A 16,931-nucleotide genomic window follows, 5' to 3' on the forward strand; every position below is an offset into this window, starting at 1 on the left:
AAAAATCCTCATTTGGCGTCTTTGCTAACGGTATTGAGCAGGAATTTACCGATCAGGTCCTCAAGCACCAGTGAAGACTGGGTGTCGTGGATGGTCCCGCCATCCTTGAGCAACGTGTCTTCGCCGCCGACGCTGATACCAATGTATTTCTCGCCGAGCAACCCAGCAGTCAGGATAGATGCAGTGGAGTCGGTCGGCAGGTTATCTACGCGCTTTTCCAACTGCAGCGTGACCCGACCGGTGAAACTGTCGCGGTCCAGATCGATAGCCGTGACCTTGCCGATGGTCACACCGGCCATGGTCACTTTAGCTCTGACCGTCAAACCGGCGATATTGTCGAAATATGCGTAAAGTTTATAAGTATCGGTGCTCGAGGTCGGGGACAAGCCACTGACCCGCAAGGCAAGCAACAACAAAGCCAGGATGCCAGCCAGCAGGAAAAGGCCGACACCGATTTCCAGGGTGCGGTTTTGCATCAGAAATCTCCAAACATCAAGGCGGTCAGAATAAAGTCCAGGCCGAGTACAGCCAACGAGGCGTACACAACGGTCTTGGTAGTGGCACGACTGATCCCCTCTGAAGTGGGCTCGCAGTCATAGCCTTGGAATACGGCGATCCAGGTCACGACAAAGGCGAAAACGATGCTCTTGATGATGCCATTGAGCACGTCATCGCTGAACGTCACGCTGTTTTGCATGTTCGACCAGTAGGAACCTTCATAGACTCCCAGCCAGTCGACGGCCACCCACGAACCGCCCCAGATGCCCACCACGCTGAAAATGATCGCCAGCAACGGCAAGGAAATGAAACCGGCCCACAGCCGTGGCGCGATAATGTATTTGAGCGGGTCGACACCGATCATCTCCAGGCTGGAGAGCTGCTCGGTGGCTTTCATGTTGCCGATTTCCGCGGTCAGCGCCGAACCGGCCCGGCCGGCGAAGAGCAATGCCGTGACCACCGGCCCCAACTCACGCAACAAGGTCAGGGCCACCATCTGCCCCACCGCTTGCTCCGAACCGTAGCTGGACAGGATATTGAAGCCCTGCAGCGCCAGTACCATGCCGATGAATATCCCGGAGACCACGATGATCACCAGGGACATCACGCCCACCGAATGCAACTGCTTGACCAGCAGGCCGAAGCCGCCGCCGATACTGCCGCGACCGAACAACACATGAAACAGCATCAGGCTCGAACGCCCGAGCACCGCGAGAACGTCGATGCCCGAGTGACCGAACAGACGAATTCGCTCCAATAAAGATACTTTGCGCATCAGCGCTTCCCCAGAAGATCTGCGCGGTAATCCGGCGCTGGAAAGTGAAAGGGTACCGGACCGTCGGGGTCGCCTTTCATGAACTGGCGGATCCGCGGGTTATCGGAATCCATCAGCTCGTCGGGCGTGCCCTGCCCCAGCACCTGGCCATCGCCCACCACATAGATGTAGTCGGCGATGCTCGCGGTTTCCGCCAGGTCATGGGAAACCACGATGCTGGTGATACCCAGCGCGTCGTTGAGCAGACGGATCAGGCGCACCAGCACGCCCATGGCAATGGGGTCCTGGCCTACGAACGGCTCGTCGTACATGAGGATCTGCGGGTCCAGGGCGATGGCCCGGGCCAGGGCCACGCGACGCTTCATGCCACCGGACAGCTCGTCGGGCATCAAGTCGATGGCACCGCGCAACCCGACCGCCTGCAACTTGAGCAGGACGATATCGCGGATCATTTCATCCGGCAGCTGGGTATGAACGCGCAGCGGAAAGGCGACGTTCTCGAACACATCGAGATCGGTGAACAGCGCGCCGCTCTGGAACAGCACGCCCATCTGCTTGCGGGCGTCGAACAGATCGCCGCGCGACAATTTGGGCAGGTTCTGGCCATTGACCCAGACTTCACCGCTGCTGGGACGCAATTGCGCGCCCATCAACCGCAGGAGCGTGGTCTTGCCGCAACCGGAAGGCCCCATGATGCCGGTGACCTTGCCCCGCGGAATACGGATATCGACATTATTGAAGATGCTGCGCGCACCGCGCTTGAAGGACAGTCCCTTCAGCTCGACCGCGTAGGCGTTATCGGCACTCATCTAAACTCCTTGCGATGCAGCCTCTCACTCGGACGCTTGGCTCCCTGCCGGGAGTACATGCACCCAGGGCAGGCCGAACTGGCGGCGAACTATATCACTGCTGATACGGAGCCCCCAAGGCCGAAGCCATCCGCGTTCAGGATCACGACAGCCTAAAACAGGCTTTACAGGACAATTCCTGCCTATAGAAGGACAAAGGCTGACGAACTTGCGTGAGGGAATCGATCATTACCGCTATAATCGCCGCCTTTTCATCAGGCTATACGATTTCTGACATGAGCCAATCCAGCGACCTGATTCAATCGGCACAACGCACCATCCGCCTCGAGATAGAAGCCGTACAAGGCTTGCTGCCACATATCGACGCAGATTTCGTACGCGCTTGCGAGATGATTCTGGCCAGCAAAGGCCGCGTAGTAGTGGTCGGCATGGGCAAGTCCGGGCACATCGGCAACAAGATCGCCGCCACCCTGGCCAGCACTGGCACCACCGCGTTTTTTGTCCATCCGGCCGAAGCCAGCCATGGTGACATGGGCATGATTACCCGGGACGACGTGATCCTGGCCCTGTCCAACTCCGGCTCGACCAATGAAATCGTGACCCTGTTGCCGCTGATCAAGCGCCTGGGCATCCAGTTGATCAGCATCACCGGCAACCCTGATTCGCCACTGGCCAAGGCCGCCGAGGTCAACCTCAACGTCCAGGTCGAGCAAGAGGCCTGCCCGCTGAACCTGGCTCCGACCTCCTCGACCACCGCCGCCCTGGTCATGGGCGACGCCCTGGCCGTGGCGCTGCTGGAAGCCCGCGGCTTTACCGCCGAAGACTTCGCCTTCTCCCATCCGGGCGGCGCGCTGGGCCGGCGCCTGCTGCTGAAAGTCGAGAACGTCATGCATGCCGGCGAGCAACTGCCGCAGGTCCAGCGTGGCACGCTGCTCAAGGACGCCTTGATGGAAATGACCCGCAAGGGCCTGGGCATGACTGTCATTGTCGAGGCCGACGGGCGCCTGGCAGGGGTCTTCACCGATGGCGACCTGCGCCGCACCCTGGACCGCACCATCGACATCCACCACACCACCATCGATGAAGTCATGACCGTTCACGGCAAGACCGCCCGCGCCGAAATGCTCGCGGCCGAAGCCCTGAAGATCATGGAGGACAATCGAATCAACGCACTGGTCGTGGTGGACAAGGACGATCGCCCGATCGGCGCCTTCAACCTGTCCGACCTGCTGCGCGCGGGAGTCATGTAATGAGCACGGATCTGCTGCAACGCGGCAAGAACATCAAGCTGGCGGTATTCGACGTCGACGGCGTACTGACCGACGGTCGCCTGTACTTCCTCGAAGACGGTAGCGAATTCAAAACCTTCAACACCCTCGACGGCCAGGGCATCAAGATGCTGATGGCCACGGGCGTGCAGACGGCGATCATCAGCGGCCGCAAGACGCCGGTGGTCGAGCGTCGGGCGAAAAACCTGGGGATCCCCCACCTGTTTCAGGGTCGCGAAGACAAACTGGTGGTGCTGGACGGGCTTCTTGCCCAACTGGGCCTAAGCTATGAACAGGTCGCCTACCTGGGTGACGACCTGCCCGACCTGCCAGTGATCCGCCGGGTCGGCCTGGGCATGGCCGTCGCCAATGCCGCCAGTTTTGTCCGTGAACACGCCCATGGCGTCACCCAGGCCCGTGGCGGCGAAGGCGCCGCCCGCGAGTTCTGCGAGTTGATCCTGCGCGCCCAAGGCAGCCTTGAAGCAGCCCACGCCGCCTACTTATAGAGCCTCCCATGCTGAGCAAAAAGATTCGCAACATACTGATCTTCGGCATCATCACCGTGCTGTTCCTGGCGGTGGGGTACTGGAACATCAGCCCGGAACGCTTCCTCGACAAGCCGGTCGCGCAGGTCGACGAAAGCGCCATCGACTACTACGCCATCAACGCCCGTAGCGTGCAGTACCTGCCCGACGGCAAGCTGCAGTACGAAATGACTTCCGACAAGGTCGAGCACCTCAAGGCCACCGAGGTGACCCTGCTGACCAAGCCGGACCTGCAGATGTATCGCGGCACTGCCTTCCCCTGGCATGTCCAGAGCGAGCGCGGCGAAGTCAACCCGGATGGCACCGAGGTCGAGCTGATCGATTCGGTACGGGTTTCGCGCACCGACGAGAAAAATCGCAACCTGCTGATCACCACGACCCGCATGACAGTATTCCCGCAGAAGCAATATGCGCAGACCGATCAAGACGTTAGAATCGACGGCGCCGGCGGCGTGACGACTGGCAAGGGAATGAAAGCGTATTTGAAAGACGGCAGGATGAACCTGCTATCGAACGTAAGAGGACAGTATGAGGCTCGTTAAAACCCTCCCTATTTTGCTCGGTCTGGGCGCAGCACTGGGAAGCGTGAGCGCCTGGGCTCTGCCGAACGATAGCCAGCAACCGATCCGCATCCAGGCCGACGACGCTCAACTGGACGACAAGAATGGCGTAGCCACCTACAGAGGCGACGTGATCATCACCCAGGGCTCGATGAAGGTCACCGGCAATACCGTGACCATCACTCGCACCCAGACCGGTGATATCGACGTGGTGACCTCGGTGGGCAACCTGGCCTACTTCGAGCAGATTCAAACCCAGGGCGACACCAAGCCGGTCCAGGGCTACGGTGTGACCATCCAGTACCACGCCGCGCAGAACCGCGTCGTACTGATCGACCGCGCCAAAGTCGTCGACAAGGACGGCAACATCACCCAGGGCGAGAAAATCGTCTACGACACCAACAAGAAGCTGGCCAGCGCCGGTCGCGCCACCGGCAGCAAGGTCACCGAGTCGCGCCCACGGATCGACATGGTCATCCAGCCGAAAAAGAAAACTGACGAAAAGGCCCAGTAATGGCAACTCTGAAAGCTCAGCACCTGGCCAAGAGCTACAAGAGCCGCCAGGTCGTGCGTGACGTCAGCCTGTCCATCGACAGCGGCCAGATCGTCGGCCTGCTCGGCCCCAACGGCGCCGGCAAGACCACCTGCTTCTACATGATCGTCGGCCTGGTCCAGGCCGATCAGGGTCGCATCCTGATCGACGACCTGGATGTCAGCCACCAGCCAATGCACGGCCGCGCCCGCGCCGGGATCGGCTACCTGCCGCAGGAAGCCTCGATCTTCCGCAAGCTTTCGGTGGCCGACAACATCATGGCCATCCTCGAGACCCGCAAGGAGCTCGACAAGGCCGGCCGCCGCCAGGAGCTGGAAAGCCTGCTGCAGGAGTTCCACATCAACCACATTCGCGACAACCTGGGCATGAGCCTTTCCGGCGGTGAACGTCGCCGCGTGGAAATCGCTCGCGCCCTGGCCACCGCCCCCAAGTTCATCCTGCTCGACGAACCTTTCGCCGGCGTGGACCCGATCTCGGTAGGCGACATCAAGCAGATCATTCACCACCTGAAGGCCAAGGGTATCGGCGTGCTCATCACCGACCACAACGTCCGTGAAACCCTGGATATCTGCGAAACCGCCTACATCGTCAACGACGGTCAACTGATCGCCGAAGGCGACGCCGAAACCATCCTCGCCAACGAGCTGGTCAAGGAGGTTTACCTGGGCCATGAGTTCCGCCTGTAAGCCCTGAGGTGTTTGGCTGGTCGCCAGAGCGCCCGCCCCAATAAAACCCTGCTGTTTTTATTGTTACAGCGCTCTAGGCAAACACTTCAGTTTCAGGCATATAATTTGCTTATGTTTGGCGCTCACGCGCCCTGTAGTGGATGGCGCATGTGCGCCGGCGAATAAGGTGTTAAGCCCCTGCCATGAAACCATCGCTAGTCCTCAGAATGGGCCAGCAGCTGACGATGACACCGCAGCTGCAACAGGCCATCCGCCTGCTCCAATTGTCGACCCTGGACCTGCAACAGGAAATCCAGGAGGCCCTGGAGTCCAACCCGATGCTCGAGCGCCAGGAAGAAGGCGACGACTTCGATAACACCGATCCGCTGGCCGACAACGCCGAGCAGAAACCCAATACCGATATCCAGGAACCCTCCTACCAGGAAACCGCCCCGACGGTGGACAACCTCGAGGACGGCGAATGGAACGAACGCATTCCCAACGACCTGCCGGTCGACACTGCCTGGGAAGACGTCTACCAGACCAGCGCCAGCAGCCTGCCCAGCAACGATGACGACGAGTGGGATTTCACCACCCGCACCTCGGCCGGCGAAAGCCTGCAGAGCCATCTGCTCTGGCAGTTGAACCTGGCGCCCATGTCCGACACCGATCGCCTGATCGCCGTGACCCTGATCGACTGCATCAACAATCAAGGCTATCTGGACGAAACCCTCGAGGAAATTCTCGAAGCCTTCGATCCGGAACTGGACATCGAACTCGACGAAATCGAGGCTGTCCTGCATCGTATCCAGCAATTCGAGCCCGCCGGCATCGGTGCCCGCAACCTGGGCGAGTGCCTGCTGCTGCAACTGCGCCAGCTGCCTGCCAAGACCCCTTGGCTGACTGAAGCCAAGCGCCTGGTCAGCGACTTCATCGACCTGCTCGGCAGCCGCGACTACAGCCAGCTGATGCGGCGCATGAAGCTCAAGGAAGACGAACTGCGCCAAGTCATCGAACTGGTACAGAGCCTCAACCCACGGCCGGGCTCGCAAATCGAATCCACCGAAGCCGAATACGTGGTCCCCGACGTCATAGTGCGCAAGGACAACGAACGCTGGCTGGTGGAGCTGAACCAGGAGTCCGTGCCGCGCCTGCGCGTCAACCCACAGTACGCCGGCTTCGTGCGGCGCGCCGACACCAGCGCCGACAACACCTTCATGCGCAACCAGTTGCAGGAAGCCCGCTGGTTCATCAAGAGCCTGCAGAGCCGTAACGAAACCCTGATGAAAGTCGCCACCCAGATCGTCGAGCATCAGCGCGGCTTCCTCGAGTACGGCGATGAGGCTATGAAACCGTTGGTCCTGCATGACATCGCCGAAGCAGTCGGCATGCACGAGTCGACGATTTCACGGGTGACCACGCAAAAATTCATGCATACCCCACGGGGCATTTATGAACTGAAATACTTTTTCTCCAGCCACGTAAGTACCTCCGAAGGCGGTGAATGCTCGTCCACGGCGATCCGCGCGATCATCAAAAAACTGGTCGCCGCGGAAAATCAGAAAAAGCCGTTGAGTGACAGCAAGATCGCTGGTTTACTGGAGGCACAAGGCATTCAGGTAGCCCGTCGTACCGTCGCCAAGTACCGTGAATCCCTGGGGATCGCGCCTTCCAGCGAACGGAAGCGGTTGATGTAGCCGCCGGGCTCGCCACAGCGTTCCAGTGGCAGGTCAATCGACCTGCCGCTTTATGCACTGGCAACGAAGGAGAAGCTGTATGCAAGTCAACATCAGTGGACACCAACTGGAAGTGACCGAACCTCTGCGCGCTTACATCGGCGAAAAACTCGACCGACTTGAGCGGCACTTTGACAAGATTACCAATGTGCAGGTAACGCTGGCCGTCGAAAAACTGAAGCAGAAAATCGAGGCCACGCTGCACATCCATGGTGGGGAAGTCGTCGCCAATGCAGAACATGACGACATGTATGCCGCAATCGACTTGCTCACGGACAAGCTTGACCGCCAACTGAAAAAGCATAAGGAAAAGCAACTCCACCTTCTCCAAGGCACGGGTCGCTAACACTCCCCTCCCATGATCCGACTTGAAAGCATCCTGACCCCCGGCCGTTCCCTGGTGAACGTGCCGGGCGGCAGTAAAAAACGCGCCCTCGAACAAATTGCCAACCTGATCAGCCGCGAAGTGCCTGATCTGGAGATGCAAGATGTCTTCGAAAGCCTGATTGCCCGTGAAAAACTGGGCTCTACCGGTTTTGGCAACGGCATCGCCATTCCACACTGCCGCCTCAAAGGCTGTGAGTCGCCCATCAGTGCCCTGATGCACCTGGACGCTCCCATCGATTTCGACGCCATCGACGGCGCACCGGTCGACCTGCTGTTCGTACTGCTGGTCCCGGAAGCCGCCACCGATGCGCACCTGGAACTGCTCCGGCAGATTGCCAGCATGCTGGACCGCAAAGAAGTGCGCGACAAACTGCGCAGCGCCACCAGCAACGAAGCCTTGTACAAGGTTGTCCTGGACGAACAGAACGGTCAGTAATCATGCGCTTGATCATCGTCAGCGGCCGGTCCGGCTCAGGTAAAAGCACCGCCCTCGATGTACTCGAGGACAATGGCTATTACTGCATCGACAACCTGCCGGCCGGGCTGTTGCCCGAGCTGGCCGAACGGGCGTTGATCCACACCGAACTGACACAGCCCCTGGTCGCCGTGTCGATCGACGCCCGCAACCTGCCCAGCCACCTGTCGCGCTTCCCCGAACTGCTCGAGGAAGTCCGCAGCCGGCATATCCAGTGCGATGTGCTGTACCTGGACGCTGACGAAGAAACCCTGCTCAAGCGCTTTTCCGAAACCCGCCGCCGCCACCCCTTGAGCAGCAACAATCGCTCGCTGGCCGAGGCGATCCAGGACGAAAGCCATCTGCTGGGCCCGATCGCCGACCTGGCCGATCTCAAGGTCAACACCACCAACCTGAACCTGTATCAACTGCGCGATACCATCAAGTTGCGCCTGTTGAACCAACCGGAGCCGGGCACCGCCTTTCTGGTGGAGTCTTTCGGATTCAAGCGTGGCATGCCGGTCGATGCCGACCTGGTGTTCGATGTGCGCTGCCTGCCCAACCCGTACTGGAAACCCGAGTTGCGTGCCCAGTCCGGGCTCGACCAGCCGGTTGCCGAATACCTGGCCGCCCAGCCGGACGTCGAGGAAATGTTCCAGGACATCTCCAGCTACCTGCTGAAATGGTTGCCCCGTTTCGCCGCCAGCAACCGCGCCTACGTCACTATTGCCATTGGCTGCACGGGCGGCCACCATCGCTCGGTCTACCTGACCGAACGCTTGGGCCAAGTCCTGCAAAAGTCCCTGAAGAACGTCCAGGTTCGCCACCGCGACCTTAGCTGAAAGGATCTACCCCGCGATGCCTGCTCTGGAAATTGAAATCATCAACAAACTGGGCCTGCATGCCCGTGCCTCGGCAAAGTTCGTCGGCGTGGCCGGTCAGTTTCCTTGCCAGATCCGCGCAGGGAGAACGCCGGAGTCGATGGTCGACGGCAAGAGCATCATGGCAATGATGATGCTGGCCGCCGGCAAGGGCACCAGAATTCATCTGAAGACCGAAGGCGAACAGGAGCAGGAGGCGCTGGAAGCGCTGGTGGCACTGATCAACAACTTCTTCGACGAAGGCGAGTAAGGTCGGCAAGATAAACCTGCCGCAAAGGCACTCAAGCGAGTGCCGTATCCATGACCATCATCAGGCAAAAGCCGACACACAAGCCCAGGCTGGCCAGCTTCTCATGACCGTTGCGTCGTGATTCAGGAATCACTTCGTGGGTCACCACCAGCAGCATCGCCCCCGCCGCCAACGCCAGCCCGAGCGGCAATAGCATCTCGGCCAGGCTCACCAGCCACGCACAAAGCAACGCGAACACCGGCTCCACCAGGCCTGAAGCGGCGCCGATCAGGAATGCCTTGACCCTGGACATGCCGGCGCCAGCCAGCACCAAAGCAATCACCAGCCCTTCCGGCACATCCTGCAAGGCGATGCCCATGGCCAGGCTGTCCGCCTCCGGCATGCCTCCACCCGCGGAAACACCTACGGCCATTCCTTCGGGAATGTTGTGGGCGATGATGGCAAACACAAACAGCCAGATTCGCGGCGGGATGACCGGATGCTCAAGGGTGCCCACCAGTTTCTCCGGGTTGCCCCCCGAGACTTTGCGGTCCACCAGAAACAACCCCAAGGCACCGAGCATGATGCCGAAGCTGATCAGGCCACTCGACGCCCAGGGCGACAGTCCGAGTTTTTCCGCCGCGGCGATCCCGGGCACGATCAACGAAAAGGCCGTAGCCGCCAGCATCACCCCGGCGCCGAATCCCAACAGGGTGTCACTCAGCGCCAGCGGCATCTTGCGAATGACCAACACTGGCACTGCCCCCAGCGCGGTTCCCAGGGCACAGACCGCCCCACCCTGCAATGCACGCAACAAGCGCGGCTCCAGGTCCAGCCAGGACAAGCCCTGGGCAACCAGCAATGCAGTACCCGCCAACAGCAACAGCGAACCGAATGCGTAACGAAACATCCGCCCGCTGCTGATCGTCAGTGTTTCAGTGCCCATAGTCAGCCTTAGGTCTTTTTATAGGAGGGGGCTCAAACCAGTGCGGCCTGATAGCGCTGGGCTACTTCAGGCCAATTGATCACGTTGTAGAACGCATTGATGTATTCCGGCCGCCGGTTCTGGTAACGCAGGTAATAGGCGTGCTCCCACACGTCCAGACCGAGAATCGGGGTATTGCCGTTCATCAACGGGCTGTCCTGGTTGCCGCTGCTCTCGACGACCAGGGTCTTTTGCGGGGTCACGCTGAGCCAGGCCCAACCGCTGCCGAAACGCGTGAGCGCGGCCTTGGTGAAGGCCTCCTTGAAGCTCTCGAAACCGCCCAGCTGCTCGTCGATCGCCTGGCCCAGCGCACCGTTTGGCTTGCCTCCGCCGCTCGGCGCCATCACCGCCCAGAACAACGAATGGTTGGCGTGACCACCGCCCTGGTTGATCACCGCTGCACGCAACTTCTCCGGCAATTGCTGGACCCCGGCCACCAGCTTTTCCACCGACCAGTCGGCCCATTCGGTGCCTTCCACGGCCGCGTTGAGGTTGTTGATGTAGGTCTGGTGATGCTTGGTGTAGTGAATTTCCATGGTCTGCGCATCGATGTGCGGTTCCAGGGCGTCGTAGGCGTAGGGCAATGCAGGCAAGGTAAAGGACATATCAATGTGCTCCGTAATGAGGGGCATTCGGGGTCGCGGTGCCGGCAGTCGATTGCGCGACATTGCTCTCCAGCAGGCGATGCGTACGGGGGTATTCACCGTGCTCACCGATGAAGTTGAGCAACTCGACATAGGTTTTGCTGCTCTGGCGCAGCGCGGCTTCCCGCAGCGCCGGCGCCAGGCGGCTGTCCTGCATGGTCTGCAACAACCGCTGATGGATGGCGCAGAGGTACTCCGCGCTCTCCTCCGGCTGGTTCAGGCGCAGGTGCAGGTCCGCCAGGTTGTGATGGGAGATGACACAGGCCGCCACCGCTTCGTCGGCATCGCTCCAGCGCTCGAACAACACCTGCGCCAGGGCCAGGGCCTGCAAGTAATACTCGCGGGCATCCACCAGGTCGCCCTGCATGAAGAAACGGTTTGCCCTTTCGATCGTGCGTTTCCAGTGCTCCATGGTGAACCTCCAAAGCAATGTCGGGATTTACACGCCGCCCGCGGTGAGTTTTTCCGGGTCGAGCAGGATCTCCAGCTGGCTGCGTGACAGATCAGTGTGTTCAAGGGCGACATCGATCACCGGGCGCCCCTGCTTGTAGGCGGTCTTGGCGATTTCAGCGGCCTTCTGGTAGCCGATGATCGGGTTGAGCGCCGTGACCAGGATCGGGTTGCGCGACAGCGCCTCCTTGAGCTTGGGCTCGTTGACCTTGAAGCTGGCAATCGCCTTGTCCGCCAGCAGGCGGCTGGAATTGGCCAGCAACTCGATGCTGCTCAACAGGTTCTGGGCGATGATCGGCAGCATGACGTTCAGCTCGAAGTTGCCCGACTGCCCCGCCACCGTGATCGTGGTGTCGTTGCCGATCACCTGGGCCGCCACCATCGCTGTGGCCTCCGGAATCACCGGGTTGACCTTGCCCGGCATGATCGAAGACCCCGGCTGCAATCCTTCCAGCTCGATTTCGCCGAGGCCGGCCAACGGCCCGGAGTTCATCCAGCGCAGGTCGTTGGCGATCTTCATCAAGGTGACCGCAATGGCCTTGAGCTGGCCCGAGACCGCCACCGCGGTGTCCTGGGAGCCGATCAGGGCGAACAGGTTCTTGCCCGGGGTGAACTGCACCTGGGTCAGGCTGCTCAACTGCCGGCTGAAACCCGCGGCGAACTGCGGGTGAGCGTTGATCCCGGTGCCCACGGCCGTGCCACCCTGCGCCAGGGATTGCAGGCTCGGCAGCAGATCCTGCAGGTGACCGATATTGGCCTTGAGCTGCTGCGCCCAGCCTTCCAGCACCTGGCTCATACGCACTGGCATCGCGTCCATCAAGTGAGTGCGGCCGGTCTTGATGAAGGGATGGACCTCGACCGCCTTGCGCTCGATGACTTGCACCAGGTGCACCAGCGCCGGCAGCAGTTGTTCGTGCAAGCCCAGCGCGGCGCTGACGTGGATGGTGGTCGGAATGATGTCGTTGCTGCTCTGCCCGCAGTTCACATGGTCGTTGGGGTTGACCGGTTCGCCGAGCAAACGGCTGGCCAGGGTGGCAATGACTTCGTTGGCGTTCATGTTGGAACTGGTGCCGGACCCGGTCTGGAAGATATCCACCGGGAAATGCTGCATGAAGTCGCCTTCCAGCAAGCCCTGGGCAGCATCGACTATGGCCTTGCCCTGGGATTCGCTCAGTTGCTTGAGTTCAACGTTGGCCTTGGCCGCGGCCGCCTTGGCCAGGATCAGCGCGCGGATGAACTGCGCCGGCATGCGCTGGTGGCTGATGGGAAAGTTATCCACCGCGCGCTGGGTTTGCGCGCCATACAGCGCCTGCTCCGGAACATGCAGTTCGCCCATGCTGTCGCGTTCGATACGGGTATTACTCATCGGGAAATCCTTGCACCAGTTCGATAAGGGGAATGGATGGCAGCAACGAGCAAGTCGCCAGTTGCCAGGCATGGCTTTGCCAGCGTTTGAGCCGGCATTTGCAGAAAGACAGGCGTTCCAGGTCACGCAACGGGCGCCAGGCCTGGTCCAGGCACTGGCTGCGCCAATGCCAGGGCAGCGCGGTATCGGTGGCGGTATCGAGCAGCAGGCGGAATGAAGTTTCGGCGATCAGCCAGGGCGAGGTGGCGGTGCAACACGCCAGATAGCGCCCTTCGGCCAGGTAATGCTCGATCAGGCGCGGCTCGTCCGGATCGAGGGCACAACGGATCTGGCGACTCATCCAACGCCAGCTTTCGAGATAAGGCTGCTCGTGCAAGGCAGAACTCATGACCTGGGCTCATACGATAATGAGATTTATTATTATATGATATTGAGAATCAAAACAAGCTCACCCCCCCCCCTCCCTGTAGGAGCGAGCTTGCTCGCGATAGCGTTTTTTCAGACAAGGATGCGGCGCCAAGCAATGCGCTTCGCGAGCAAGCTCGCTCCTACCTGGATCGTCAACGTTCAAAAAAACCGGGCAATAAAAAAGCGCGCGCCCCGGGCGGGACGCGCGCTTTCGCTGACGCCGTTACGACTTAGCTGCCAGCGACCGTCATGCGTTCGATCAATACCGAACCGGTGCGGATGTTGCTGCGCAACTCCAGATCGTTACCGACGGCGATGATCTGCTTGAACATGTCGCGCATATTGCCGGCAATGGTGACTTCCTGGACAGCGAACTGGATTTCGCCATTTTCCACCCAGAAACCGGCCGCGCCCCGGGAATAATCGCCGGTGACCATGTTCAGCCCGTGGCCCATCAGTTCGGTGACCAGCAGGCCCCGGCCCATGCGACGCAGCAAGGCCGCCTGGTCTTCCTCGCCATGGGTGACGAACAGGTTGTGCACGCCACCGGCGTTGGCGGTGCTGGGCAGGCCGAGCTTGCGCCCGGAATAAGTCCCTAGCACGTAGGACACCAGTTCGCCGTTCTCGACGAAAGGCTTGGCGTAAGTGGCCAGGCCATCGCCGTCGAACGCCGAACTGCCCAGGGCACGCATCAAGTGCGGACGCTCATCGATGGTCAGCCACTCGGGGAACAGTCGCTGCCCCAGCGCGCCCTCGAGGAAGGACGACTTGCGGTACAGGTTGCCGCCGGAAATCGCTCCCAGGAAGCTGCCGAACAGACCGCCGGCCAGCTCTGCGGAAAACAGCACCGGCACTTCGCAGGTCGGCACCGGGCGGGCGCCCAGGCGGCTCGCAGCACGTTGCGCGGCGCGCTGGCCGATGGTCACCGGGTCCGTCAACAGATGGCCCTGGCGATTGACGTCATACCAATAGTCACGCTGCATCTGGCCGTCGGCCTCGGCGATCATCACGCAACTCAAGCTGTGCCGAGTCGAAGCATAACCGCCGATAAAACCGTGGCTGTTGCCGTACACACGGCAGCCCTGGTGGGTGCTCAGGGTAGTGCCGTCAGCGTTCTTGATCCGGCTGTCGGCGGCAAAAGCCGCGGCTTCACAGGCCAGCGCCTGCTCGATGGCTTGCTCCGGGGTAATGTCCCAGGCGTGGAACAGGTCGAAGTCCGGCACGTCCCGGGCCATCAGGGCGGCATCGGCCAACCCCGAGCTTTCGTCTTCCGAGGTGTGTTTGGCGATGGCCAGGGCCGCGGCGACGGTTTCGCGAATCGCCTCGGGACCACTGGCCGAGGTACTGGCCGAGCCCTTGCGCTGGCCGACATAGAGCGTGATGCCAAAGCCCTGGTCGCGATTGAACTCGACGGTTTCCACTTCCCGCTGGCGAACCGAAGTCGACAGGCCCTGCTCCAGAGAAACCGCCACTTCGCAGGCACTGGCACCCTGGCGCTTGGCCTCGGCGATGATCTGCTCGACTTGTTCCTGCAGTGCCGGCAAAGCCTGCGGGCCGACGCTTTGTGCTGCACTCATGGTTTTCTCCACTCAAATTCTGCTTTCGGTTAAGGCCTTCGAGCGACCGGGCCGGACAAGCGGCCCCCGACTGGTTATCATGGCGGCGTTTCTTTGCGGACTGCCACCATGGTTGATTCTTACGACGACTCCCTCGATGGGGAGAAAAGCAAATCCCAGGTCAAACGCGAGCTGCATGCTCTGGTTGACCTCGGCGAGCGCCTTACAACACTCAAGCCCGACTTGCTGAACAAACTGCCGTTGACCGACGCTCTGCGCCGGGCCCTGGCGGATGCGCCCAAGCATGTCGCCCACATCGCGCGCAAACGCCACCTGCAATTCATCGGCAAGCTGATGCGCGATCAGGACACCAGCGCGATCCTGGTGCTGCTGGACCAACTCGACGCCTCGACTCGCCAGTACAACGAACGTTTCCATGGCCTGGAGCGCTGGCGCGATCGCTTGATCGCGGGCGATGACGCGGTCCTGGAAAAGTTCGTCACCGACTATCCAGAAGCGGATCGTCAGCAGCTGCGCTCCCTGATCCGTCAGGCCCAGCATGAGGTGGCCCATAACAAGCCGCCTGCCTCCAGCCGTAAAATCTTCAAATACATCCGCGAGCTGGACGAGACTCAACGCGGCCTGCGCTGAGCCTCGACTCGGGTGGGTTGCCCGGCAACTCACCCGCCGCTTCACGTCTCAAGCGCCTGTGCCACCCACGGTGATCGCATCGATCTTCAAGGTCGGCTGGCCGACACCCACCGGCACCGACTGCCCATCCTTGCCACAGGTCCCCACACCACTGTCCAGCGCCAGGTCGTTACCGACCATCGACACCCGGCTCATGGCTTCCGGCCCGTTGCCAATCAGGGTCGCGCCCTTGACTGGCGCGGTGATCTTGCCGTCTTCGATCAGATACGCCTCGCTGGTGGAGAACACGAACTTGCCACTGGTGATGTCCACCTGACCGCCACCCAGGTTGGCGCAATAGATGCCCTTTTTCACCGAAGCAATGATTTCCGCCGGATCGCTTTCGCCACCCAGCATGTAGGTGTTGGTCATGCGCGGCATCGGCAGGTGCGCATAGGATTCGCGACGACCGTTGCCGGTGCGGGCCACGCCCATAAGGCGGGCATTGAGTTTGTCCTGCATGTAGCCCTTGAGCACACCGTTCTCGATCAGGGTGGTGCATTCGGTCGGGGTGCCTTCGTCATCGATGCTCAGCGAGCCGCGCCGCCCGGCCAGGGTGCCGTCGTCGACGATGGTGCAGAGTTTCGAGGCCACCATTTCGCCCATGCGGCCACTGTAGGCCGAGCTGCCCTTGCGGTTGAAATCGCCCTCCAGGCCATGCCCCACTGCTTCGTGCAACAGCACGCCGGACCAGCCCGAACCCAGTACCACCGGCAAGGTGCCGGCTGGCGCGGGGATGGCTTCCAGGTTGACCAGGGCCTGGCGCAATGCCTCACGGGCATACCCCATGGCACGGTCTTCACTGAGGAAATAACGGTAGTCGGTACGCCCGCCGCCGCCATGACCGCCACGTTCGCGGCGACCGTTCTGCTCGACGATCACGCTGACGTTGAAGCGCACCAAAGGCCGCACATCCGCCGCCAGGCCGCCATCGGTGGAGGCCACGAGGATGCGCTCCCAGACTCCGGCCATGCTGACGCTGACCTGCTGGATACGTGGATCGAGAGCACGGGTCGCGGCGTCGACACGCTTGAGCAGCTCGACCTTTTCCGCGCGGCTGATGACTTCCAGGGGGTTGTCCGGCGCATACAGCTGGACCACGTCCTGGGTGGTAAAGGCCTGCACGGTGCCGTTCTGCCCGGCGCGGGAAATCGAGCGCGCGGCCCGGGCAGCCAGGCCGAGCGCTTCGAGGGTGATGGCATTGCTGTAGGCAAAACCGGTTTTCTCACCCGATTGCGCCCGCACGCCAACACCCTGGTCCAGATTGAAGCTGCCTTCCTTGACGATGCCGTCTTCCAGCGACCAGGACTCGGAAATCTGCCCCTGGAAATACAGGTCGGCGGCATCGATACCCGGGCCGGCCAGATCGCCGAGCACGCCCTGCAGGCTTTCCAGGGTCACGCCACCGGGCGCCAGAAGGTGTTCACTGACTGAAGATAACAACCCGCTCATATGCTTTACGCCTTAAATTC

21 protein-coding genes are annotated in these 16,931 nt (G+C 61.1%); 11 read left to right on the forward strand and 10 right to left on the reverse strand.

Annotation, left to right across the window (positions count from 1 at the left end):
• Nucleotides 1–8: 8 nt before the first annotated feature.
• From mlaD to J4E58_RS04585, 3 genes are read right to left on the reverse strand one after another with little or no spacing between them, the layout of a single operon-like run.
• Nucleotides 9–476 (reverse strand): outer membrane lipid asymmetry maintenance protein MlaD, encoded by a 468-nt coding sequence (gene mlaD / locus J4E58_RS04575; RefSeq protein ID WP_007929863.1) that lies wholly within the window; start codon nt 474–476, stop codon nt 9–11.
• A complete protein-coding gene (gene mlaE / locus J4E58_RS04580) occupies nt 476–1,273 on the reverse strand; it encodes a lipid asymmetry maintenance ABC transporter permease subunit MlaE (RefSeq protein ID WP_007929864.1) in 798 nt (265 codons plus the stop codon). Before mlaE ends, mlaD begins: the two co-directional genes overlap by 1 nt.
• Nucleotides 1,273–2,082, reverse strand: coding sequence for an ATP-binding cassette domain-containing protein (locus J4E58_RS04585; protein WP_009042197.1), 810 nt, complete (start codon nt 2,080–2,082; stop codon nt 1,273–1,275). The genes mlaE and J4E58_RS04585 overlap by 1 nt, the downstream gene beginning before the upstream one ends.
• A 275-nt stretch (nt 2,083–2,357) precedes the next feature.
• Here J4E58_RS04585 and J4E58_RS04590 point away from each other — a divergent pair, with 275 nt between their 5' ends.
• The 10 genes from J4E58_RS04590 (at nt 2,358) to J4E58_RS04635 (ending at nt 9,381) form a co-directional block, all read left to right on the forward strand.
• Nucleotides 2,358–3,332: a KpsF/GutQ family sugar-phosphate isomerase gene (locus J4E58_RS04590; protein ID WP_007929866.1), complete on the forward strand. Its 975-nt coding sequence runs from the start codon at nt 2,358–2,360 to the stop codon at nt 3,330–3,332.
• Complete coding sequence (locus J4E58_RS04595) at nt 3,332–3,856, forward strand: HAD family hydrolase (protein WP_007929867.1); 525 nt, start codon at nt 3,332–3,334, stop codon at nt 3,854–3,856. Before J4E58_RS04590 ends, J4E58_RS04595 begins: the two co-directional genes overlap by 1 nt.
• 8 nt (nt 3,857–3,864) lie before the next feature.
• A complete protein-coding gene (gene lptC, locus J4E58_RS04600; RefSeq protein WP_007929868.1) occupies nt 3,865–4,437 on the forward strand; it encodes an LPS export ABC transporter periplasmic protein LptC in 573 nt (190 codons plus the stop codon).
• A complete protein-coding gene (gene lptA, locus J4E58_RS04605; protein WP_007929869.1) occupies nt 4,424–4,969 on the forward strand; it encodes a lipopolysaccharide transport periplasmic protein LptA in 546 nt (181 codons plus the stop codon). Before lptC ends, lptA begins: the two co-directional genes overlap by 14 nt.
• On the forward strand, nt 4,969–5,694 hold the full coding sequence (gene lptB / locus J4E58_RS04610; protein ID WP_007929870.1) for an LPS export ABC transporter ATP-binding protein: 726 nt from the start codon (nt 4,969–4,971) through the stop codon (nt 5,692–5,694). Before lptA ends, lptB begins: the two co-directional genes overlap by 1 nt.
• A 182-nt stretch (nt 5,695–5,876) precedes the next feature.
• The gene (locus J4E58_RS04615; protein ID WP_009042194.1) at nt 5,877–7,370 is read left to right on the forward strand and encodes an RNA polymerase factor sigma-54; all 1,494 of its coding nucleotides are present in this window, start codon (nt 5,877–5,879) and stop codon (nt 7,368–7,370) included.
• 79 nt (nt 7,371–7,449) lie between these two features.
• Nucleotides 7,450–7,755 carry a ribosome hibernation-promoting factor, HPF/YfiA family gene (gene hpf, locus J4E58_RS04620; protein ID WP_007929872.1) on the forward strand — a complete coding sequence of 102 codons (306 nt, stop codon included), beginning with the start codon at nt 7,450–7,452 and terminating at the stop codon, nt 7,753–7,755.
• Nucleotides 7,756–7,767: 12 nt separating this feature from the next.
• Nucleotides 7,768–8,232 carry a PTS IIA-like nitrogen regulatory protein PtsN gene (gene ptsN / locus J4E58_RS04625; protein WP_007929873.1) on the forward strand — a complete coding sequence of 155 codons (465 nt, stop codon included), beginning with the start codon at nt 7,768–7,770 and terminating at the stop codon, nt 8,230–8,232.
• Between the two features lie 2 nt (nt 8,233–8,234).
• A complete protein-coding gene (rapZ, locus tag J4E58_RS04630; RefSeq protein ID WP_007929875.1) occupies nt 8,235–9,092 on the forward strand; it encodes an RNase adapter RapZ in 858 nt (285 codons plus the stop codon).
• 16 nt (nt 9,093–9,108) lie between these two features.
• Nucleotides 9,109–9,381, forward strand: a complete 273-nt coding sequence (locus J4E58_RS04635) for an HPr family phosphocarrier protein (protein ID WP_007929877.1) — start codon at nt 9,109–9,111, stop codon at nt 9,379–9,381.
• Between the two features lie 31 nt (nt 9,382–9,412).
• Here J4E58_RS04635 and J4E58_RS04640 read toward each other — a convergent pair whose 3' ends face one another.
• From J4E58_RS04640 to pmbA, 6 genes are all read right to left on the reverse strand, one after another.
• A complete protein-coding gene (locus J4E58_RS04640) occupies nt 9,413–10,306 on the reverse strand; it encodes a ZIP family metal transporter (RefSeq protein WP_063428373.1) in 894 nt (297 codons plus the stop codon).
• A 32-nt stretch (nt 10,307–10,338) separates the two neighbouring features.
• Nucleotides 10,339–10,950 (reverse strand): superoxide dismutase, encoded by a 612-nt coding sequence (locus J4E58_RS04645; RefSeq protein ID WP_009042191.1) that lies wholly within the window; start codon nt 10,948–10,950, stop codon nt 10,339–10,341.
• A gap of 1 nt (nt 10,951) precedes the next feature.
• Complete coding sequence (locus tag J4E58_RS04650; protein WP_062823663.1) at nt 10,952–11,401, reverse strand: hypothetical protein; 450 nt, start codon at nt 11,399–11,401, stop codon at nt 10,952–10,954.
• A gap of 27 nt (nt 11,402–11,428) precedes the next feature.
• A complete protein-coding gene (locus tag J4E58_RS04655) occupies nt 11,429–12,805 on the reverse strand; it encodes an aspartate ammonia-lyase (protein WP_007929894.1) in 1,377 nt (458 codons plus the stop codon).
• Complete coding sequence (locus tag J4E58_RS04660) at nt 12,798–13,193, reverse strand: hypothetical protein (protein ID WP_007929895.1); 396 nt, start codon at nt 13,191–13,193, stop codon at nt 12,798–12,800. Before J4E58_RS04660 ends, J4E58_RS04655 begins: the two co-directional genes overlap by 8 nt.
• A gap of 250 nt (nt 13,194–13,443) precedes the next feature.
• Nucleotides 13,444–14,790 carry a metalloprotease PmbA gene (gene pmbA, locus J4E58_RS04665; RefSeq protein WP_007929896.1) on the reverse strand — a complete coding sequence of 449 codons (1,347 nt, stop codon included), beginning with the start codon at nt 14,788–14,790 and terminating at the stop codon, nt 13,444–13,446.
• Between the two features lie 108 nt (nt 14,791–14,898).
• On the opposite strand from pmbA, the gene yjgA reads away from it, so the two are divergent.
• Nucleotides 14,899–15,420, forward strand: a complete 522-nt coding sequence (gene yjgA / locus J4E58_RS04670) for a ribosome biogenesis factor YjgA (RefSeq protein WP_025806420.1) — start codon at nt 14,899–14,901, stop codon at nt 15,418–15,420.
• Between the two features lie 48 nt (nt 15,421–15,468).
• Here yjgA and tldD read toward each other — a convergent pair whose 3' ends face one another.
• Entirely contained in the window at nt 15,469–16,911 is a 1,443-nt protein-coding gene (tldD, locus tag J4E58_RS04675) for a metalloprotease TldD (RefSeq protein WP_087091257.1), read from the reverse strand.
• Nucleotides 16,912–16,931 lie beyond the last annotated feature (20 nt).

Origin of the sequence: Pseudomonas sp. FW305-25 (assembly GCF_017351415.1) — a bacterium.
In the GTDB taxonomy this organism is placed as follows: Bacteria; Pseudomonadota; Gammaproteobacteria; order Pseudomonadales; family Pseudomonadaceae; genus Aquipseudomonas; species Aquipseudomonas chlororaphis.